This window comes from Pararhodobacter sp. CCB-MM2 (assembly GCF_001691415.1).
GTDB lineage: Bacteria > Pseudomonadota > Alphaproteobacteria > Rhodobacterales > Rhodobacteraceae > Pararhodobacter.
In genome coordinates this window covers 1-19,594 of record NZ_LRRR01000018.1, presented here as the reverse complement: position 1 = coordinate 19,594, position 19,594 = coordinate 1, and the positions used below count along the sequence as shown (strand labels likewise).

At 66.4% G+C, this 19,594-nt stretch carries 18 protein-coding genes; 10 read left to right on the top strand and 8 right to left on the bottom strand.

The genetic code is table 11. The annotated features are described in order from the left end of the window. Positions 1–7 precede the first annotated feature (7 nt). Together BCY78_RS16060 and BCY78_RS16055 are read right to left on the bottom strand one after the other, a co-directional pair. Positions 8–388 (bottom strand): protocatechuate 4,5-dioxygenase subunit alpha, encoded by a 381-nt coding sequence (locus BCY78_RS16060; protein ID WP_233499421.1) that lies wholly within the window; start codon positions 386–388, stop codon positions 8–10. A 323-nt stretch (positions 389–711) separates the two neighbouring features. After that, positions 712–1,605, bottom strand: coding sequence for an amidohydrolase family protein (locus tag BCY78_RS16055; RefSeq protein ID WP_233499420.1), 894 nt, complete (start codon positions 1,603–1,605; stop codon positions 712–714). Positions 1,606–1,734: 129 nt separating this feature from the next. On the opposite strand from BCY78_RS16055, the gene BCY78_RS16050 reads away from it, so the two are divergent. The 7 genes from BCY78_RS16050 to galE all read left to right on the top strand — a co-directional run bounded on the left by BCY78_RS16050 (position 1,735) and on the right by galE (position 9,050). Further along, positions 1,735–3,000 (top strand): LysR family transcriptional regulator, encoded by a 1,266-nt coding sequence (locus BCY78_RS16050; protein WP_068303970.1) that lies wholly within the window; start codon positions 1,735–1,737, stop codon positions 2,998–3,000. A 146-nt stretch (positions 3,001–3,146) separates the two neighbouring features. Then, the gene (ligA, locus tag BCY78_RS16045; protein WP_068303968.1) at positions 3,147–3,536 is read left to right on the top strand and encodes a protocatechuate 4,5-dioxygenase subunit alpha; all 390 of its coding nucleotides are present in this window, start codon (positions 3,147–3,149) and stop codon (positions 3,534–3,536) included. Further along, on the top strand, positions 3,536–4,420 hold the full coding sequence (locus BCY78_RS16040; protein WP_068303967.1) for a class III extradiol dioxygenase subunit beta: 885 nt from the start codon (positions 3,536–3,538) through the stop codon (positions 4,418–4,420). Before ligA ends, BCY78_RS16040 begins: the two co-directional genes overlap by 1 nt. Before the next feature lie 15 nt (positions 4,421–4,435). Next, positions 4,436–5,380, top strand: a complete 945-nt coding sequence (locus tag BCY78_RS16035) for a Gfo/Idh/MocA family oxidoreductase (protein ID WP_068303966.1) — start codon at positions 4,436–4,438, stop codon at positions 5,378–5,380. Between the two features lie 125 nt (positions 5,381–5,505). Then, positions 5,506–6,963, top strand: a complete 1,458-nt coding sequence (locus tag BCY78_RS16030; RefSeq protein WP_068303965.1) for an MFS transporter — start codon at positions 5,506–5,508, stop codon at positions 6,961–6,963. Positions 6,964–7,136: 173 nt separating this feature from the next. Continuing rightward, positions 7,137–8,051, top strand: coding sequence for a UTP--glucose-1-phosphate uridylyltransferase GalU (galU, locus tag BCY78_RS16025; protein WP_068303964.1), 915 nt, complete (start codon positions 7,137–7,139; stop codon positions 8,049–8,051). Between the two features lie 12 nt (positions 8,052–8,063). Next, positions 8,064–9,050 carry a UDP-glucose 4-epimerase GalE gene (galE, locus tag BCY78_RS16020; RefSeq protein ID WP_068303963.1) on the top strand — a complete coding sequence of 329 codons (987 nt, stop codon included), beginning with the start codon at positions 8,064–8,066 and terminating at the stop codon, positions 9,048–9,050. 70 nt (positions 9,051–9,120) lie between these two features. On the opposite strand, the gene katG is transcribed toward galE, so the two are convergent. Continuing rightward, a complete protein-coding gene (gene katG, locus BCY78_RS16015; protein WP_068303961.1) occupies positions 9,121–11,286 on the bottom strand; it encodes a catalase/peroxidase HPI in 2,166 nt (721 codons plus the stop codon). Between the two features lie 176 nt (positions 11,287–11,462). On the opposite strand from katG, the gene BCY78_RS16010 reads away from it, so the two are divergent. Further along, the gene (locus tag BCY78_RS16010) at positions 11,463–12,380 is read left to right on the top strand and encodes a hydrogen peroxide-inducible genes activator (RefSeq protein ID WP_068303959.1); all 918 of its coding nucleotides are present in this window, start codon (positions 11,463–11,465) and stop codon (positions 12,378–12,380) included. Between the two features lie 4 nt (positions 12,381–12,384). On the opposite strand, the gene BCY78_RS16005 is transcribed toward BCY78_RS16010, so the two are convergent. Genes BCY78_RS16005 through BCY78_RS15985 form a run of 5 tightly spaced genes read right to left on the bottom strand, consistent with a single transcriptional unit; the run spans position 12,385 to position 18,255 of the window. After that, entirely contained in the window at positions 12,385–14,469 is a 2,085-nt protein-coding gene (locus BCY78_RS16005; protein WP_068303957.1) for a TonB-dependent receptor domain-containing protein, read from the bottom strand. 52 nt (positions 14,470–14,521) lie between these two features. After that, positions 14,522–15,304 carry a heme ABC transporter ATP-binding protein gene (locus tag BCY78_RS16000; RefSeq protein ID WP_068303955.1) on the bottom strand — a complete coding sequence of 261 codons (783 nt, stop codon included), beginning with the start codon at positions 15,302–15,304 and terminating at the stop codon, positions 14,522–14,524. Further along, positions 15,304–16,353, bottom strand: a complete 1,050-nt coding sequence (locus BCY78_RS15995) for an iron ABC transporter permease (protein WP_068303953.1) — start codon at positions 16,351–16,353, stop codon at positions 15,304–15,306. The genes BCY78_RS16000 and BCY78_RS15995 overlap by 1 nt, the downstream gene beginning before the upstream one ends. Positions 16,354–16,356: 3 nt before the next feature. Continuing rightward, positions 16,357–17,175, bottom strand: coding sequence for a hemin ABC transporter substrate-binding protein (locus BCY78_RS15990; protein ID WP_068303951.1), 819 nt, complete (start codon positions 17,173–17,175; stop codon positions 16,357–16,359). Positions 17,176–17,178: 3 nt separating this feature from the next. Then, positions 17,179–18,255 carry a hemin-degrading factor gene (locus BCY78_RS15985; RefSeq protein WP_068303949.1) on the bottom strand — a complete coding sequence of 359 codons (1,077 nt, stop codon included), beginning with the start codon at positions 18,253–18,255 and terminating at the stop codon, positions 17,179–17,181. Between the two features lie 235 nt (positions 18,256–18,490). Between BCY78_RS15985 and BCY78_RS15980 the strand changes: the two genes are divergently transcribed. Together BCY78_RS15980 and BCY78_RS15975 are read left to right on the top strand one after the other, a co-directional pair. Continuing rightward, on the top strand, positions 18,491–18,892 hold the full coding sequence (locus tag BCY78_RS15980; protein WP_068303948.1) for a hypothetical protein: 402 nt from the start codon (positions 18,491–18,493) through the stop codon (positions 18,890–18,892). Further along, complete coding sequence (locus tag BCY78_RS15975) at positions 18,889–19,530, top strand: MotA/TolQ/ExbB proton channel family protein (RefSeq protein ID WP_068303947.1); 642 nt, start codon at positions 18,889–18,891, stop codon at positions 19,528–19,530. The genes BCY78_RS15980 and BCY78_RS15975 overlap by 4 nt, the downstream gene beginning before the upstream one ends. Positions 19,531–19,594 lie beyond the last annotated feature (64 nt).

Below are 19,594 nucleotides of genomic sequence, written 5' to 3'. Positions count from 1 at the left end.
CCTCCCCTTACGCCTGACTGGCGAGATATTGTTGGAATTCCTCGGTGGTGCGGCCGGTCTGGAGGCCCCCCACGTCCTGTACCGACAGTTTGAAGATGCCGGCGAGCTTGGCGAGGTAATAGATGTTCCCGCCCGCATCGATCATGGCGAGGATATCCCGCGCGCGGATCGCCGCCTTCTGCTGGTCGTTGAGGCCATACTTGGCCATCCAGCCTTCCTCGTCGGCCTTGAACCCCTCACGGTTCTCGGCGCGGTTGAAATCGTAGCACATCTTGTTCAGCGCATAGCCCTTCATGGCCTGCTTGCCGTCGAACAGGACCGTGCCGGGGATGTCGATGTGATAATCGTAGCCGGGCATGTCATGCATGGCGCGTCCTCCTTCGCTCATGCCTGTTTTTCTCATGCGGTCTTCAACCCGAGTTTGACCTGAATCAAATCGGCGCCGCTGCGGACGGCAAACGAATATCCCTGACACAAAACTTATGCTGAGAAGAGGGCTGGCGCCCGTCCGCCGGGTGGACGCAGCAACAATGATGGTCGTCACTTTATGCCGACAGATCCGGACGACCTCATGCCTCGCGGTGGCGTTGCCAAAGCGCCCGCCCGGAGGGGGCGGACGAGCGTTGGCCCGGCGGGCTTCGACCTTGTTCCGGGCCAAAGAAAAAAGGCGCGCCCTAGGACACGCCCCTTTCTAGATCGCTGTCAAAGACCTCAATCGGCCCAGTAGAGCCGCATCGGGTTGTCGACCAGCAGCTTCTGCCGCTGTGCCTCAGTCCGGGCGATGCGCGGGATGTAGTCCACCAAGAGCCCGTCATCCGGCATATGCGATTTCATGTTCGGATGCGGCCAGTCGGTGCCCCAAAGGACCCGGTCCTCGAAGCGGTCGACGATCGCCTGATAATACGGCACCACGTCGTCATAGGGCACGCCGTCCTTGGTCAGACGCTCGGGGCAGGTCACCTTGGTCCAGACGTTCTCATTGTTCGCCATCAGGTTGATGAAGCGCTGGAAATCCGGATGGTCGACGCCCTTCGTCACATCGGGACGGCCCATATGGTCGACCACGATGATACCCGGCAACTGACCGAGGAAAGGCTCCAGCCCCTCTAGATCCTGCGCCTCGAAATAGACGACGGTGGACCAGCCGAACTCCTGGATCTTGTCGGCGATGCCGAGGAAGACCTCGGGCGGGGTCGCATCCACCAGACGCTTCACGAAGTTGAAGCGCACGCCGCGCACACCGGCGTCGTGCATCTCGCGCAGTTCCTCGCGGGTGATGTCCTTGCCGACCGAGGCCACGCCGCGCGCCTTGTCACCGGCAGTGCGGCAGGCGTCGACCATGGCGCGGTTGTCTTTGCCGTGGCAGGTCGCCTGCACGATCACGTTCTTGTCGAACCCAAGGAAATCGCGCAGCGCGTAGAGCTTGTCCTTGCCGGCGTCGCCCGGCGTATACTTCCGCTCGGGGGCATAGGGGAATTCAGCCGAGGGGCCGAAGACGTGGCAATGCGCGTCGACCGCGCCGGCGGGCAATTTGAAATCCGGGGTCTTGGGGTTCGGGTGATAGACCAGCCAGTCGGCGTCCATCGGCTGCGGTTGCGTGCTCATCGCGTGTCTCTCCCTTGGCGGCCCTCTCATCGGGACGGGCCTCCTTGCGCGCGCACCATGCGCCACGCGACGGGATTTGCCTATTCCGAAAGCCGCAAGTAGGATAAGTTTTGGCTATTCGAGGTCAAGATGAACAACAGCCTGCCGAACCTGAGACACATGCGGGTGTTCCTCGAGACCGCGCGGTCCGGCTCGGTCTCGGTCGCGGCGGAACGCTGCCTGTTGTCCCAACCTGCCGCGACACAGGCACTGGCGCGGCTGGAGGCGGATCTGGGCACGCCCTTGTTAGTCCGCCGGACCCGGCGCTTCGGCCCCACCCCCTGCGGCGCGTTGTTTGCCAACCGGGTCGAGGCTGCGCTCAACCACCTGCACAGCGGTGCCCGCGCGGCGCTCAGGAACGGCGCGCGCGATGGCTCGGGCTGGAAAGGCGGCGCGCCCCGCTCGGCCTTCGACCACCTCGTGACGGCGGCACAATTGCGGGCGCTGATCGCCGTGGCCGGGACCGGCAGCTTCACCCTCGCCGCGCAGGAATTGGGACTGGCGCAACCCACCGTCCACCGCGCGGCCCGCAGCCTCGAGGAGATCGCGGGCGTCCCCCTGTTCCAGACCACGGTCAGCGGGGTCGAACTGACCACGGCCGCGCAAGCCTTTGTTCTGGGGGCGAAACTGGCACAGGCCGAGATCCGTCAGGGGTTTGAAGAAATCGGCCATGCGCTGGGCGACGACCGCGGCACGTTCAATCTGGGGTCCCTGCCCCTCGCCCGGACCTCGATCGTGCCGGCGGCGACCCATCGGCTGATCTCCGAGACGCAGGGCGTGCAGGTCCGGGTCGTGGACGGCCGCTACCCCGAGCTTCTGCGCAGCCTGCGCGAGGGCGACCTCGACTGCCTGATCGGCGCGCTGCGCGACCCTGCCCCGGCCGAGGACGTGACGCAGGAGCCGCTGTTCGACGACGCGCTGGCCGTCGTCACCCATCCACGCCACCCGTTGGCGGGCAAGCGCGGCGTCACGCTGGAAGATACGCTCGCCTACCCTTGGGTCGCGCCGCCGAAACCCACGCCCGCCGGCAGCTATCTGTTCGAGACCTTGCGCATTCAGGACCGGCCCCAGACCCCGGTGCGGGTGGTCGCCTCGTCGCTGGTGTTCCTGCGCGGGCTATTGGCGGCGGGGGATTATGTCTCCATCGTCTCGCTGCATCAGGTCGAGACCGAGATCGCCGACGGCCATATCGTCGCCCTCGATCTGCCGCTGGAAAACAGCGTACGACCGATCGGCCTGACCTATCGCAGCAGCTGGCGTCCCACCGCGACGCAGGCCCGTTTCCTTGAGCTTTTACGGGCCGAAAGCCCCGGTGCGGGCACCCCTCGGGATCGCGCAAAGGTGAGCGTGGAATAGCTTTTTTCAATGGAAGGCGGGCTGATTCAATTGGCCCTCCGACCCCGCCTGGATGTATACATCGCGCGATCGGGTTTCCGCCCGCCGCCGTGCAGTCCGCATCGCGCCAAGGTTACGGAACGCCACGATAAACGGGAGAAGAACCAATGCAAAAGGACTACGAGGATATCCCCGGGACCTTCGTCTTCGACGCGGACCGCTCGCGCGAGGGCTATCACCTGAACCAGTTCTGCATCTCGCTGCGCCTGCAGAAGAACCGCGATGCGTTCAATGCCGATCAGGAAACCTATCTCGACAAGTATCCGATGACGCCCGAGCAGCGCGACGCGGTGCTCAAGCGCGACTGGAACCGCCTGCTCGAGCTGGGTGGCAACATCTATTACACCTCGAAGCTGGCCGCCAATGACGGCATCAACTTCCAGAACCTCGCCGGCCTGATGACCGGCATGGGCGTCGAGGCCTACCGCGACATGATGCTCGCCGGCGGCCGTTCGCCCGAGGGCAATCGCTACAAATCGGAATGGGAGGACAAGTAATGGCACGCATCGTCGCAGGGGTGGGATGCTCGCACGTCCCCGCCATCGGTGTCGCAATGGACACCCATATCACCGACCAGCCGTATTGGCAGCCGGTGTTCAAGGGCTTTGAATTCTCGCGCAAATGGATGGCCGAGGAAAAGCCCGACGTCGTCTTCCTCGTGTACAACGACCATTGCACCGCCTTCGACGCCTCGGTGATCCCGACCTTCGCGCTGGGCTGCGCCGCGTCGTTCACCCCCGCCGATGAAGGCTGGGGCCCGCGTCCGGTGCCGATGGTCTACAACCATCAGAAGATGGCCAGCCATATCGCCCAGTCGCTGATCCTCGACGAATTCGACATCACCATCATGAACGAGATGGAAGTCGACCACGGCCTGACTGTGCCGCTGTCGGTGATGTATGGCGACAAGACGCCCGAGGATGATTGGGGCGTGAAGGTGATCCCGCTGGCCGTGAACGTGGTGCAATACCCGGCACCCACCGGCAACCGCTGCTACAATCTCGGCAAGGCCATTCGCCGCGCCGTCGAAAGCTATCCGGAAGACCTGAAGGTCATGATCTTCGGCACCGGCGGCATGTCGCACCAGCTGCAGTACAAGCGCGCGGGCCTGATCAACCCCGAGTTCGACAACATGTTCCTCGACAAGCTGACCTCGGACCCCGTGGGCCTGTCGAAGATGCCGCATGTCGACTACCTGCGCGAAGCGGGTTCGGAAGGCGTTGAGATGGTGATGTGGCACGTCATGCGTGGCGCTCTGGACGAGGATGTCGTCGAAGTGCACCGTCACTACCACGTCCCCGCCTCGAACACGGCGGTGGGTCATATCATCCTTGAGAACAAGGATTACCACGACAGCCGCAAGACCCTCGCGGCCGAGTAACGGGAGAGAGACCCCATGCGTATATGTGTTGCCGGTGCCTATGGCGCCTTCGGCATCAAGCATCTCGACGCGCTGGCCGCGATCGAGGGCGTGACCGTCACCTCGGTGATGGGCCCGACCCGCGAGAAGATCGACGCCCTTGCCGCCCAGCGCGGCATCGGCCATGCCGCGACCGATCTGGCCGAGTGTCTGGCCCGTGACGACGTGGACGCGGTCATTCTGGCGACGCCCACCCAGCTGCATGCCGAGCAGGCGATTGCCTGCATGAAGGCGGGCAAGCCGGTGCTGATCGAGATCCCGATGGCCGATAGCCTCGAGGATTCGGAAGCGATCTGCGCGGTGCAGAAGGAGACGGGCGTGCTGGCGATGGCCGGTCAGGTCCGCCGCTTCAACCCCTCACACCAGTGGATCCACAACAAGATCATGGCGGGTGAGCTGAAGGGCCAGCAGATGGATGTTCAGACCTACTTCTTCCCCCCCTCGAACATGAAAGCCAAGGGCGAGCCGCGCAGCTGGACCGACCACCTGCTGTGGCACCACGCCTGCCACACGGTCGACCTGTTCCAGTACCAGACCGGCGGCGAGGTCGTTCAGGCCTATGGCCTTGAGGGTCCGCACCACCCCGAGCTGGGCATCGCCATGGACATGTCCATCGGCCTGAAAGCGGCCAATGGCGCGATCTGCACGCTGTCTTTGTCCTTCAACAACGACGGTCCTCTGGGTACGTTCTTCCGCTACATCTGCGACAACGGCACCTATATCGCCCGCTACGACGACCTGTTCGACGGCAAGGAAAACCCCATCGACCTGTCGGATGTGGCCGTGTCGAACAACGGCATCGAGCTCATCGACCGCGAGTTCATTGCCGCGATCCAGGAAGGCCGCGAGCCCAATGGCTCGGTGCATGACGTGCTGGCCGCGATGAAGACGCTCGACCAGATCGAGCGCAGCTTCGGCTGAGCGGCGCCTCGGAGGGGGATTATGTACGCGTGAAGCACTTCCCCTTCGGACGTTAACCTGTTAAAGAAAGGCGCCGCCCCCCTTCGGGCTGGCGCCTTTTTCAATGCCCTTTCCGGATTCTCGCCTTGACCGATGCCACGGCTTCCGCCGCCGTTTCGCCATCTCGCCCTGTCTATGCCTCGCCCTTCGCGCTGCTGCCGCTCATCGGCGTGCCGGTCTTTCTGGCCATCGCGAACCAGACCATGGTGTCGGTGGCCCTGCCCTCCATCGGGGCGGATCTGGGCCAGTTGCGGCGCCTGCCTTGGTTGGTGATGGGTTACATGATTGCCCTGACCGTGGCCGGGCCCCTTTATGGCGTGCTGGGCGATACCTTCGGGCGCAAGAAGATGATGCTGACGGCGCTGGTGGTCTACATGGCCGGATCCCTGATCTGCGCCTCGGCCGGGACGATCGAGGTGCTGGCCGGCGGACGTCTGGTTCAGGGCCTTGGCGGTGGCGGCTTGATGGCGCTCAGTCAGGCGCTGATCGGCGATGTGGTCGCGCCTCGGGACCGGGGACGCGCGCAAGGCAACATCGCCGCGATCTCGGTGCTGGCCTCGACCGCCGGGCCGTTGGTCGGCGGACTGATGGTGCAGGCCTTCGGATGGCGGGCGATGTTCCTTGGCACGTTGCCCTTGGCCTTGCTGGCGATGGTGGTGCTGGCGATGTGGAAGGTCCCCGCGCGTGAGGTCAGCGCACAGCGGCGTTTCGATGCGGGAGGCTTCGTGACGCTGCTGGCGCTGGTGCTGGGGGTGACGGTGGCGATCGAGCTGGCCGGCGAGGAGGGTCGCCGCTGGATCGCCGCCGCAGGGGCCGTGGTCGGCATCGCCGCGCTCCTTGGCCTCGTGCGGGCCGAGAGGCGGGCGACCAACCCGCTGTTCCCCCCGGCGCTGTTCGCGGTTCCGGCCATCACCCGCGCCTCGGTCATGGTGTTCTGCCACGGCGCGGCGATGGTCTCTCTGGTGACGACGATCCCGCTGTTCCACGCCATCCTGCGCTCGGACGGGGCGGTGGCCACGGCGACCTCGATGCTGGCGCTGACCGTCTCGCTGGGGGTCGCGGGCTTCATCACCGGCAACCTCGTGACGATGACGGGCCGGACGCTGCTGTTCCCCTCGATCAGCCTGCCGATCTGTGGCTCGCTGGTGGTCTTCCTGTCGTTCTTTGGCCCGGACATGAGCCGCCCCGCGCTGATGGCCACCTACCTCGCCATCGGGCTGTCCTTGGGCACGGTCATGGCGGTGATGAACACGCTGGTACAGCACATGGCACCCGATGCCGCACGGGGACGCGCCGCCGGGTCGATGACCTTCTTCCGCTCCATCGGCGCCGTGGTGGGTACGGCCCTGACCTCGCTGGTGCTGTTCATGGTGGCGCCCGGCGGCGCGGATGCCGGCGCGATCCTCAATGGCAATCATGCCGCCGATACCGCCAGCCACGCCGCCTGGCAGGTCGCATTTCAGGCAACCTTCGGCACGATTGCCGTGTTCATCGCCATTGAATGGCTGATGGCGTTGATGAATCCGGTCCGCCGCCTAGATTGACCCCTGCACCATGAGGGTGCTGCGCTGCCGCATCCCGCAGATCTCAGCCAGGATAGGCTGAGCGGGAACGCGCGCTGCACCGCCGCATCTCGGCGACGCCTGTTGCCGTAACGCAGGCGGAGGCGTACAACTGGAGCGCTATTTGTGAATTTCAGCACGGAATCTAGGATATCATGACCAAAATTCGGAAAGCAGTATTTCCCGTCGCCGGCCTAGGCACGCGGTTTCTTCCCGCGACCAAGGCCATGCCGAAGGAGCTGCTGCCGATCATCGACAAGCCGATCGTGCAATACGCTGTCGAGGAAGCCATTGCCGCTGGTATCACTGACCTGATCTTTGTGACCGGCCGCCCGAAGCGCGCCATCGGCGACCATTTCGACGCCAACCTCGAGCTTGAGTTCCAGCTGTCCCAGAAGGGCAAGCACAAGGAACGCGACATGGTCCGCAACATCGTCCCCGAAGGTGTGAATTGCATCTTCATCCGTCAGCCCGAGCCCAAGGGCCTCGGGGACGCGGTGCTCATGGCCGCCCCCGCAGTGGGCGATGCGCCCTTCGTGGTGCTGCTGGCCGACGACCTGATGAAGGGCAAGTCGCTGCCGACTGCCGAGATGGTCGCGGCCTATGACCAGAACCCGACGAACTACCTCTGTGTGACCGAAGTCGAGGAAGACGTCGTCCACAAGTACGGGATCGTGAAGCCGGGCCCGGTTGGCCCCGATGGCCGTGTCACCGTCGCCGGCCTCGTCGAGAAGCCGAAGCTTGAGGACGCGCCCTCGCACCTCGCCTCGATGGGCCGCTACGTCTTCAACGCCGAAGTCTTCGACGTGCTGCGCAAGCTGGAGCCGGGTGCCGGGGGCGAGATCCAGCTGGCGGACGCCATCGACATCCTCGCCGCCAAGGGCAAGGTCGCGGCGATGGAGATGTCGGCCGAGCGTTATGATTGCGGCTCGAAGTTCGGTTACCTGAACGCCATCGTCGACCATGCGCTGGACCACGACGAGTTCCGCGACAAATTCATCGAACTGATGCGTGACCGCCTCGCGCAGCACGACAGCGCGCCGGCGCCCGCCGCCAAGGCCGGTCGCTGAAGGGCCTCGGAGATGACGAAGCATGTATTGGTAACGGGGGGTGCGGGCTATATCGGCTCGCACGCCTGTAAAGTTCTGTCCGCGAAGGGCTATGTGCCCGTCACCTACGACAATCTCTCGACCGGCTGGGCGCAGGCGGTCAAATACGGCCCCTTAGTGCAGGGCGACCTGATGGACCGGGCCGCGCTGGATGCGGCCTTCGCCGAGTACAAGCCGGTGGCGGTGATGCATTTCGCCGCCTTCAGCCAAGTCGGCGAGGCCATGTCCGACCCCGGAAAATACTGGCGCAACAACGTGATGGGCTCGCTCTCGCTGGCCGAGGCCGCGGTGGCGAACGGCGTTCTGGACTTCGTCTTCTCCTCGACCTGCGCCACCTATGGTGAGCAGGACGGGGTGCTTCTGACCGAGGACAGTACGCAGCAGCCGATCAACGCCTATGGCTCGTCCAAACGCGCGGTCGAGGAAATCCTCCGCGATTTCCGCGCGGCGCATGGGCTGCGCACCGTCATCTTCCGCTATTTTAACGTGGCGGGTGCCGACCCCGAGGGCGAGGTTGGCGAATGCCACCGCCCCGAGACGCATCTGATCCCGGTGATGCTGGAGGCCATCGACGGCCAGCGGCCCGAACTGGTGATCCATGGCGACGATTACGACACCCATGACGGCACCTGCATCCGCGACTATGTCCATGTGATGGATCTGGTCGAGGCGCATGTGCTGGGCCTTGAATGGCTGCTCGACGGCAAGGAGAGCCGGGTGTTCAACCTCGGCACCGGCGCGGGTTTCACGGTCAAGGAAGTGATCGGCCATGCCCGCGCGGCGACGGGCCACAAGGTGCCGCATCGCTATGGCCCCCGCCGGGGCGGCGACGCGACGGCGCTGGTGTCGGGCAGCCATGCGGCGCTGAACGAGCTGGGCTGGGACCCGGCGCGGTCCTCGCTCAAGGTGATGATCAAGGACGCCTGGACCTGGCACAAGACGGGCGGCTACGCGGGCTGAGGCCCCCTCCCGGCGAAAATGAAAACGGGCGCGGCCTTTCGGTCGCGCCCGTTTCCTTAGGTCAGATCGCTCAGGCCTTCAGGTCGAAGCGGTCGGCGTTCATCACCTTGGTCCAGGCGGCGACGAAGTCCTTGACGAACTTCGCCTTGTTGTCGTCCTGGGCATAGACCTCGGCATAGGCGCGCAGCACCGAGTTCGAGCCGAACACCAGATCGACGCGCGAAGCGGTCCATTTCACCGCACCGGTCTTGCGGTCACGGATCTCGTAGCTGCCGCCGACCGGATGCCAGGAATTGGCCATGTCGGTCAGGTTCACGAAGAAATCCGTGCTCAGCGTGCCCGGACGGTCGGTGAACTCGCCCAGCTTGCTGCCGCCGTAGTTGGTGCCCATGGCGCGCATGCCGCCCACCAGCACCGTCATCTCGGCGGCGGTGAGGCCCATCAGCTGGGCGCGATCCAGCAGCAGTTCCTCGGCGCTGACGACATAGTCCTGCTTGACGAAGTTGCGGAAGCCATCGGCCAGCGGCTCGAGCACGCTGAACGAGTCCGCGTCCGTCATCGCGTCGGTCGCATCGCCCCGACCCGGCGCGAAGGGCACCGAGACCTCGACGCCGGCAGCCTTCGCCGCCTGCTCGATCCCGAGGTTGCCGGCCAGCACGATCACATCGGCGATCGACGCGCCCGAGGCCGCCGCGATCGGCTCCAGCACCGACAGCACGCGCGCCAGACGCTCGGGCTCGTTGCCGACCCAGTCCTTCTGCGGTGCCAGACGGATGCGAGCGCCATTGGCCCCGCCGCGCATGTCCGACCCGCGGTAGGTGCGGGCGGAATCCCAGGCCGTGTTGACCATGTCACTCAGCGACAGGCCCGAGGCTGCGATCTTCGCCTTCACCGCCGCCACGTCATACGAAGTCGAGCCCGCGGGCACCGGGTCCTGCCAGATCAGATCCTCTGCCGGGACGTCCGGGCCGATGTAGCGGACCTTCGGCCCCATATCGCGGTGGGTCAGCTTGAACCAGGCGCGGGCGAAGGTTTCCGAGAAATAGGCCGGATCCGCGATGAACTTCTGGCAGATGGCGTTGTAGATCGGGTCGATCTTCAGCGCCATGTCGGCATCGGTCATCATCGGCATGGTCTTGATGCCCGCGTCTTCCACGTCGGCCGGCATGTCGGCCTCGGCGATGGTGACGGGCTTCCACTGGTTGGCACCGGCGGGCGACTTGGTCAGCTCCCACTCATGGCCGAACAGCATGTCGAAATAGCCCATGTCCCACTGCGTCGGGGTCGAGGGCCAGGCGCCTTCGATCCCGGACACCACGGTGTTGCGACCGATGCCGCGCCCCTTGGTGTTCATCCAGCCGATGCCCTGGAATTCGACATCCGCCGCTTCCGGATCGGCCGAGAGATCGCCGGCATTGCCGTTGCCATGCGACTTGCCGATGGTGTGGCCACCGGCGGTCAGGGCGACGGTTTCCTCGTCGTTCATGGCCATGCGGGCGAAGGTCTCGCGCATCATCGCCGCGGTCTTCATCGGGTCGGGCTTGCCGTTCACGCCTTCCGGGTTGACGTAGATCAGGCCCATCTGCACCGCCGAGAGCGGGTTCTGCAGGGTCTCGGGCTTCGAGACGTCATCGTAACGGGTGTCGGACGGCGCCAGCCATTCCTTCTCCGACCCCCAATAGGTGTCCTTCTCCGGATGCCAGATATCCTCGCGGCCGAAACCGAAGCCGAAGGTCTTCAGGCCCGCGACCTCGTAGGCGACGGTGCCCGAGAGGATCATCAGGTCGGCCCAGCTGATCTGGTTGCCGTATTTCTTCTTGATCGGCCACAGCAGGCGGCGGCCCTTGTCGGTGTTGACGTTGTCGGGCCACGAGTTCAGCGGCGCGAAACGCTGGTTGCCGGTGCCGGCGCCGCCCCGGCCATCGGCCAGACGGTAGGACCCGGCAGCGTGCCAGGCGACACGGGCGAACATGCCGACATAGCTGCCCCAGTCGGCCGGCCACCAATCCTGGCTGTCGGTCATCAGCTTGCGCAGGTCATCCTTCAGTGCCTCGACGTCGAGCTTCTTCACTTCCTCGCGGTAGTTGAACTCGGCGCCCAGCGGATTGGTCTTGCTGTCATGCTGGTGCAGGATGTCGAGGTTCAGGGCATTGGGCCACCAGCCCGTCACCGATTTGCCCAGAGCGGTGTTTCCGCCGTGGTTCACCGGGCATTTGCCCGCGTTGTTCCCGTCCATCTGGCTCTCTCCTGTTTGCTTGCATCACGAAGGCATGGGGCATCACCGCCCCCGTGAGGGCGTGTGGTCTTGGCATCGCGGTCGTTGGATCCTCCCGACCTTCGTTAGAATCACTCTAGCAAGCGATTTCCATTAGGATAAGTTGTATTTCCTGATTGTGACGATAAGTTATTCTGATGATAAACCTCACCCTCCGCCAGTTCCGCTATTTCGAGGCCCTCGCCCGTCACGGGCATTTCGGCCGGGCGGCGGATGTCTGCGCCATCTCGCAACCGGCTTTGTCCATGCAGATCAAGGAGATGGAGGAGAACCTCGGCTCGGCCCTGTTCGAGAGGGGGGCGCGTCAGGTGCGCCTCACCGCCTTCGGCGAGGAGTTCGCCGGCCGCGTGCGCGAGATCCTGTGCGCGGTGGATGAGCTGGAAGACCTCGCCCGCGCCTCGCGCGAGCGGCTGGTGGGGCGGCTGCGCCTCGGGGTGATTCCGACCATCGCGCCCTATCTGCTGCCGGCGCTGATCGGGCGGCTGACGCAGATGAACGCCGATCTCGACATCCATGTGCGCGAGACTGTGACGCCGAAACTGCTGCACGAGCTGCACGAGGGGCGCCTGGACACGGCCATCGTCGCCCTGCCGGTGTCGGAGCCCGCCTTCACCGAGGTCGCGCTGTTCTCCGAGGATTTTGTGCTGGTCCGCCCGCGCTCAGAGGCCAACCTGCCCGTCCCCACCCCGGACCTTCTGCGCGAGATGCGCCTTCTGCTGTTGGAGGAAGGCCATTGCTTCCGCGATCAGGCGCTAAGTTTCTGCAACCTGCAAAGCGCCGCCCCACGCGAGCTGCTCGACGGCTCGTCCCTGTCGACGCTGGTGCAGATGGTCGGCGCCGGCATCGGCGTGACCCTGATCCCCGAGATGGCGGTGGCGGTCGAAACCCGATCAGCCGATGTGGCCGTGACCCGCTTCCCGGACCCTCAGCCGCGCCGGATGATCGGCATGATCTGGCGCAATTCCAGCCCCTTGGCCAAGCAGCTGATGCAGATCGCCGAGGTGGTACGCGAAACGGCCGAGCAATTGCCCGGCCGCATCGAGATCGTGGCCTGAGCGATCAGAAGTTGATCGTCCGACCCAGGGTCAGGCGCACATCGCGGCCCGCGCGCGGGTTGGAATAAGCATAGCCATAGGCGCCCACATCCAGCGCGTTGTAGTAATAGCGGTCGAAGATGTTGTTGACCGCCAGCTGCACTTCCAGATCGCGCAGCACGCCCTGCGTCGGGCGCCAGGTGACGAACAGGTCATGCACGCCGTAGCCCGGCACATAATCGCCCGAGGCCACCGTCATCCCCTGCGCGAAGGTGCCGCGCCAGCCGAATTCGACGTTGCGGCTCGGGAGCCGGTGCCCCACTTCCAGCGTGATCTGGTTCGCCGGGGTCGAGCCCAACACCGCGCCCGAGACTTGGTTCTCGCCCTCAATGGCCGAGGCCGCGGCGCGGCCGAACCAACGGGCGCTCTCGTAGCTGGCTTCCAGCTCCACCCCGCGGATACGGGCGCGGCCGATGTTGGTGAAGGGCACGCCCCCTCCGGTCCGGGTGATCATGTCGGTGAACTGGTTGTTGAACGCCGTGACCTTCACCTCCAGCCCATCGCCGCCCGCGAAGACATCACGCCCGGTCCACGAGAAGCCCAGCTCGACCGTGCGCGCATGTTCGGGCCGCAGGCCCAGCGGGTCGGTCGCGGTGGGATCGGCGCTGTCGAAGACCTCGTCGATCGTCGGCAGGCGGGTGGTGCGGGCGAGCGAGCCGAACACCGACCAGGCCTCGTTCAGCTCGTAATGCAGGGCCAGCGAGGCGGCGGTGCCGGAATGCATGATCGGCTGGTTCAGCAGGCTTGCATCCGCGCCCGAGGTCGCCTCCAGTCGCGTGCGGTCATAGCGCAGAGCCGACAGCACGGTCAGGCGCTGGTTCACGATCAGCTCGTTTTGCAGATACAGGCCATAGGTGTCGCTGGTCCCGCCCGGCTGCGAGGCATAGCCGCCGCCGCCCACTTCGGTGAAGCGGTCGCGCTGCGCGACGGTCGCGCCGAAGGTCAGGTAGTTCTCCCAACCCTCGCCCCGCATCGTCACGGTGTTGCGCGCATCGAGGCTCAGCCCCTCATAGGCATAGGTCGAATCCTGCCACAGGCCGTAAGGCGGCGCGAAGGGATGGCCCGGGTAGTTGGTGGCGTTGGTCTGATCGGTTTGGCTGCGGGTCCAGGCGAGTTGAACACGGGCGTCCACCCACGGATTGTCCGAGGCCGGGTTTTCCCAAGTGATCTGCGCGCTCTCATCGACGACGGTCCGGTCGACATTGCCGAAGATCGAAAAATTGCCATAGGCCGAATAAGGCACCTGCTCGCCCTCGGTGGTCCAGCGCGAGGCCGAGAAGCGCAGAACCTGCTCGGATTCGTCTGACAGTCGCACCGATCCGCTGACCAGACCCGAGATCGAATCCATGTTCGATCCGGTCACCGTGGTGCCGTCACCATCCTCGTAATCGCCCTCGAAACGGCGGGTCAACGCGGCCAGCATCTCGACCCGGTCATTGAAGCGATGGGCCATGATGATCGAGCCGAAGTGCCCCTCACCATTGGAATTTCCGCCCGCGCGCAGGCGGATGGCGGTGTCGGACCCTTCGGTCAGGAAGTCCGAGGCCTCGCGGGTCTCGAAGGCCACGACGCCGCCGATCGCGCCCGAGCCGTACAGCATCGACGAGCCCGGCCCGCGCAGGACCTCGACCCGGCGATAGAGCTCAGGCTCGCCGAAATGCGAGCCGACGCGGTATTGCTCGAAGTATTTCTGCACGCCGTCGACGGTGACGACGATGCGGTTCTCGTCGGACGAGGTCGAGGTGCCGACACCCCGAATGTTGAGAAACTGCCCGGTCATGGCCGAGCCGCCAAAAGCCTCGGCCCCCGGCACAGCGCGGAGCAGATCGCCGGGCGTCGAGGCTTGCTCGCGCTCCAGATCCTCGGTTTCCAGCGCCGTCACGGCCTGCGGTGTGTCGAGCGCGACCCGCGCGCGACCGGCGCCGAGGATGATCCGGCCGAGCATGGTGAAGACGCCCTCGCCCGCCGTTTGGGCGGTGGCGGGCATCGCCAGCGCGGTCGTCAGCGCCAGCGTGGAGACGGCACAGACGTGCCGGAATTTCGGTGACATGGGTCCCCCATTTCCTTTGTTGTTGGTGCTGGCGGGACGCTGGCTGGATGTCTCAGGCGGCTGCCTGTGGCAAGATGTAGACGCCGCCGCCGGGCGGGGGCGTCGAGACCTTCAGCGCGCAGCCATAGGCCGTGCTCAGGGTCTGATCGGTGAAGACCGCGCCGGGCGCGCCGGTCGCAAGCACGCGTCCGGCCTGCATCAGGCAGACGGCATCCGCGAACAAGGCGGTCAGGTTGAGGTCGTGCATTACGGCCACGACGCCGCCCCCCGCGCGGGCGAAATCCTGCGCCAGCCGCATCACCTGCAGCTGATGACCGATGTCCAAGGCGGCGACGGGCTCGTCGAGGAACAGCCAGCGCGGCTGGCCGTCGACCACGGGCTGCCAGACCTGCAACAGCACCCGCGCCAAATGGGCCCGTTGCTGCTCGCCGCCCGAAAGCTGCTGGAACAGCCGCCCCTCGTAGCCTTCAAGCCCCACGCGGGCCAGCGCGCGACGCGGCAGATCGGCGGCCTGCGCCGACAACGCGGTGGCGCCGGTGAGGCCCAGCCGAACGATCTCGAGCACCGTGAAGGGAAAGGCCAGCGGCATGGATTGCGGCAGCACGGCTCGGCGTTGCGCCAGATCCTCGGGCCGCTGGCGGGACAGGTCGGTGCCGTCCAGCCTGACCTGCCCGGCATAAGGCAGCTCACCGGTCAGAGCTTTCAACAAGGTCGTCTTGCCCGAGCCATTGGGCCCGACGATGCAGGTCAGCGCGCCAGCATGGGCGGTGAAATCGAGGCCGCGCAGGATCTCCTGCCGGTTCAGTGAGACATGCAGATCAAGGGCTTGCAGCATCACAGGTCCACCAATCCGCGCTTGCGCAGCAACAGCCACAGGAACACCGGCGCACCCGCCAATGCGGTGACGATGCCGATCGGCAACTCGGCCGGGGCGACGATCACCCGCGCGACCATATCCGCGCCGATCAGCAGCACCGCACCCAGAAGGGCCGAGGCCGGCAGCAGGAAGCGGTGGTCCGGGCCGATCGCCAGTCGCAACAGGTGTGGCACGACGATGCCGACGAAACCGACCCCGCCCGAGATCGCCACCGCCGCCCCGACCGAGGCCGCGACGGCCAGCACCGCCACCGATTTCACCCGCTGCACCCGGATCCCCAGATGCATAGCAGCGGCCTCGCCCAGCGACAGGGCGTTCAGGGCCCGAGCGAGGAACGGCGCGGCGATCAACCCCGCCAGCATCACCGGGCCGGCGACGGAGAGCTTGGCCCAGCTCGTCCCGGCCAACGAGCCGAGGTTCCAGAAAGTCAGGTCCCGCAGCTGCGCATCATCAGCGCGGGCGATCAGAACCCCCTGCCCTGCGCCCGCCAGTGCCGCGAGCGCGATCCCGGCCAACAGCATGGTCGCGACCGAGGTCCGCCCTGCGCGGGTCGAGATCCGGTAGAGGATCATCGTCACGCCCCAGCCGCCGAGGAAGGCCGCCAGAGGCACCAGATGCGGCCCGCCGAAAGGCAATACCCCGCCCAGAACGATGGCACAGATTGCCCCCAACCCGGCGCCTGCGCTGACGCCGATCAGGCCCGGATCGGCCAGCGGGTTGCGGAACAGCCCCTGCATCAGCGCACCCGACACCGCGAGCGAGGCCCCGACCAAGGCGCCGGTCAGAAGGCGCGGCAGGCGGATGTCCGTCAGGATCACCCGCTCGCGCAGCCCCACCCCATCGCCGGAGAGCCAGTCGGCTAAGACCTGCGGCAGCGACACGCCGGCCGCGCCCACGGCCAGCGAGACGGCGCCGGTGAGCAGCAGCAACAGGCCCAGCGCCCAAAGCGCCAGCCTTGCGCGGGGCGCGCGGTCGCCGGGGTTGGCGGTGAAGCGCAGCGCGACCATGCCTCAGCCCCCCAGCGCGTCCATCAGGTCCCGCGCGGCGGCGGGCGTGCGCGGACCGAAGCCCAGCAGATAGACCCCGTCCATACGAAGGATCCGACCGGCCTCGGCCGCCGGGGTCAGGCCCAGCGCCGGATGGGCGCGGATCTGCGCATCGGTCAACGCGTGGTCACCGGTGCGGGTCATCATCACGATCGCCTCGGGCGCGGCGGCCACCAGCGCCTCGTCGCTGAGCGGGCGGTAGCCTTCGAACCCGGTCACCGCGTTCTCGATCCCGGCGAGTTGGAAGATCCCGTCCGCCGCCGTCCCCTGCCCCGAGGCCAGCACGCGCCCGCCCGCAGCCGAGAGGATGAAGATCGCCCGCACCGGCGCGGCCTCGGCCCGTGCCTGCGCCAGCTCGGCGAAATCGCCGGTGACCTGCGCGCGCAGGGCCGTGGCATCGACTGAAAGGGCCTCGGCCACGCGGTCGATCCGTTCCAGAACGCCGGCCTCGGTGAAGCCGGCCTCGATGCGGACCACCGGCACCTCGGTCGCCTCGACCAGCGCCAGTGTTTCCGGCGGGCCGGCATCGGCATCGGCCAGAATCAGATCCGGCCCCAAGGACAGCAGCCCCTCGGCCGAGAGAGCGCGCAGATAGCCGATGTCCGGCAGATTGGTCAGCGTTTCCGGGTACATCACCGTCGTGTCGCGCCCGACCAGACGGTCCTCAGCGCCTAGTGCCGCGACGATCTCGCCCAGCGCCGAGCCGGCGACAATCACGCGCTCCTGCGCCAAGGTGGGCCCGGCGATCAGGCCGAGGGCAAGGGTCAAAGCCAGCGAACGCATCGCTCAGGCCCCCATCTCGGCAGCCAGCGCCCCGGTCAGCGCCGCCCAGCCCAGCGTGCCCGGCAGCGGACCCGAGGCATCGGCCGCATCGTCCGCCTGTTCGGAGCCGGCCTCGCGCTGGCCGAACATCTGCAGGATCAACGCGCCGCGCGCATCGAAGGCCTCGATCGAGATCGCCAGCCCGTGCCGCGTCGGTTTGCGCACCAGCCAGACCTCGGCCACGTGATCGGCGCGCAGGTGCAGGTTGAAGCCGGGATCGAGGACGTTCATCCACGGCCCCATTGGCTCGACCCGGTGGATCGCACCGGCGTGGATCTGGATGCAGCCGGCATTGCCGACGAAGATCATCACCGGCACCTGATCATGCGCGGCACGGCGGAGGGCCTCGTTCAGGGCCTCGGGTTGCAGAAGCTTGGCATAGGGCTCGCCGATGATGCGATAGGCGCCGAGGCGGTTCATCTTCAGCTTCGACGTCAGGCGCAGGAACTGATGGGTGTCGGTCATGCCGTCCCATTCCTTGCGCAGGATCTCCAGCTTCTCGGGGTTGCCTTTCGCGGCTTCGACCGGCGCGCGCGGCGCTGTCTCCAGCCGGTCGGATTGGTCCTCAAGACGCAGGGCCGTCACCAAGGCGTCAAAAGCCGCGACATCCGAGGCCGGTCGCAGATGCACCTTGTGCACCGCATCGCCCGCCGCATCGAAGACCTGAACCGAACGCTTCTCGCCCTCGCGCACGGCAAAGGCATGGACCCAATGGCGCGGGAACATGCGCAGGTCGATGTCCGGCCCCAGCACCATCGCCGCATGCGCCCCCGCCCGGAAATCGAGGTAGCTGCCGTCACGCTCATGCACGCAGCTGTCGTTACGGGTCAGCGCCAGAACCGGGCCGAGGGTCTGCACGGCCGGGATCAGCCGGTCCAGATCCGCGTCGATGCGGACGACCTCCACCCCGTCGACCATGGCGGCGACCAGATGGGCTTCGGTCACACCCAGCGTCTCGGCCAGATCACGGGCGCGGCTTTTCGGGTTCTCGGCACGGGCCGCGCGCAGGGTCGCGGGTTCATCAACGACGAGAGTGCTCATCGGCAGTCCTTTCGGGTCACAAAGAGGCAGGTTTCTCTGCGCGGCTCTGGCGAAAGGGCTGGATGGCGCGAGGCGTCCGATTTGAGGCGGCGCCTTACTTGACAATTTCTGTAGGTCATTCTAGCGAAAACATGCAAGCGGAAATTTGCTTAACGCTTTCCGCCTCTTCGCCAGCCAAGGCCCGATCCGGCCAGCCAGCAACGTGTTTCAGGCCCTGACCGATTACGGAGCAGACATGGCGACTCTATCCCGAATCCTCCCCCTTGTTGTGACCTGTGCCGCGGGGGCGGCCCATGCCGAGCCCGTGCGGCTGGAGCTGAATGCGCTGCATCCGCGCGACGGGGCCTGCCAGATGGTCTTCGTGGCCCAGAACGATTCCGAGACGGATCTGCAGCGGCTGGTGCTGGAGGCAGTACTGTTCGACGCGGGCGGTCAGGTCGCGGCACTGACGCTCTTGGATCTGCAGGACCTGCCCGCCGCCCGGATGCGGGTGCGCTCTTTCGAGATCGCGGGCCTCGCCTGTGACAATCTCTCGCGCCTGCTGGTCAACGGCGTCTCCGCCTGCGAACCCGACAGCGCCGTCTGCGCCGAGCCCCTCGCGCTGGAAAGCCGCGTGCCGGTCGAGGTGCTGCAATGAACCTGATCTTCGAAGCCGTCGGCCGCGTCGCCGATCTGGGCGGCCCGGTGGTGATGATCCTGATCGTCATGTCGATGATCGCGCTGGCGCTGATCCTGGCGAAACTGGTGCAATTCCTGCGGCTTGGCGTCGGTCGCCACGGCGCGTTGGAAAAAGCGCTCGCCGATTGGGACCGGGGCGAGGCCGAGCGTGCGACGCGCGAAGCTGCCGGTGCGCCCTCGCATCTGGCGGGCGTTGCCGTCGCTGCCCTGCGCTCGGCCGAGGCGCCGGCTTATGACGAGGGCGCCCTGCGCGCGCGACTGACTGGTCTGGCCTCGGCCCGGCTGGCCCGTCTGGGCGCCGGTCTGCGCCTGCTCGACTCCGTGGCGCAGGTGGCCCCGCTACTGGGCCTGTTCGGCACCGTACTGGGCATGATCGAGGCGTTCCAAGGCCTGCAACAGGCCGGTGCCGCCGTCGACCCTTCGGCGCTGGCCGGCGGGATCTGGGTGGCGCTGCTGACCACCGCCGTGGGCCTCGCCGTGGCGATGCCGGCCTCGCTGGTGCTGACGTGGTTCGATGCCCGTATCGCCCGTGAAGCCCAGATGGCCGAGCGGATCATCGACACCGCTCTCTGCGCCGGCGTCGGCGCCGAGGGCTGATCCCGATGGCCAGCCTCGTCCCTGCCCCGCGACGGTCGGGCCTCACGCTGACCTCGCTGATCGA

Bases quoted from the DNA above. Each gene is read 5' to 3' on its own strand.
- ligA (WP_068303968.1), top strand. From the start codon at position 3,147: ATGCAAAAGGACTACGAGGATATCCCCGGGACCTTCGTCTTCGACGCG.
- katG (WP_068303961.1), bottom strand. From the start codon at position 11,286: ATGGACGGGAACAACGCGGGCAAATGCCCGGTGAACCACGGCGGAAAC.
- BCY78_RS16040 (WP_068303967.1), top strand. From the start codon at position 3,536: ATGGCACGCATCGTCGCAGGGGTGGGATGCTCGCACGTCCCCGCCATC.
- BCY78_RS16035 (WP_068303966.1), top strand. From the start codon at position 4,436: ATGCGTATATGTGTTGCCGGTGCCTATGGCGCCTTCGGCATCAAGCAT.
- BCY78_RS16050 (WP_068303970.1), top strand. From the start codon at position 1,735: ATGAACAACAGCCTGCCGAACCTGAGACACATGCGGGTGTTCCTCGAG.
- BCY78_RS16055 (WP_233499420.1), bottom strand. From the start codon at position 1,605: ATGAGCACGCAACCGCAGCCGATGGACGCCGACTGGCTGGTCTATCAC.
- BCY78_RS15990 (WP_068303951.1), bottom strand. From the start codon at position 17,175: ATGCGTTCGCTGGCTTTGACCCTTGCCCTCGGCCTGATCGCCGGGCCC.
- BCY78_RS15995 (WP_068303953.1), bottom strand. From the start codon at position 16,353: ATGGTCGCGCTGCGCTTCACCGCCAACCCCGGCGACCGCGCGCCCCGC.
- galE (WP_068303963.1), top strand. From the start codon at position 8,064: ATGACGAAGCATGTATTGGTAACGGGGGGTGCGGGCTATATCGGCTCG.
- BCY78_RS15975 (WP_068303947.1), top strand. From the start codon at position 18,889: ATGAACCTGATCTTCGAAGCCGTCGGCCGCGTCGCCGATCTGGGCGGC.
- BCY78_RS16000 (WP_068303955.1), bottom strand. From the start codon at position 15,304: ATGCTGCAAGCCCTTGATCTGCATGTCTCACTGAACCGGCAGGAGATC.
- BCY78_RS16060 (WP_233499421.1), bottom strand. From the start codon at position 388: ATGAGCGAAGGAGGACGCGCCATGCATGACATGCCCGGCTACGATTAT.
- BCY78_RS15985 (WP_068303949.1), bottom strand. From the start codon at position 18,255: ATGAGCACTCTCGTCGTTGATGAACCCGCGACCCTGCGCGCGGCCCGT.
- BCY78_RS15980 (WP_068303948.1), top strand. From the start codon at position 18,491: ATGGCGACTCTATCCCGAATCCTCCCCCTTGTTGTGACCTGTGCCGCG.
- BCY78_RS16010 (WP_068303959.1), top strand. From the start codon at position 11,463: ATGATAAACCTCACCCTCCGCCAGTTCCGCTATTTCGAGGCCCTCGCC.
- galU (WP_068303964.1), top strand. From the start codon at position 7,137: ATGACCAAAATTCGGAAAGCAGTATTTCCCGTCGCCGGCCTAGGCACG.
- BCY78_RS16005 (WP_068303957.1), bottom strand. From the start codon at position 14,469: ATGTCACCGAAATTCCGGCACGTCTGTGCCGTCTCCACGCTGGCGCTG.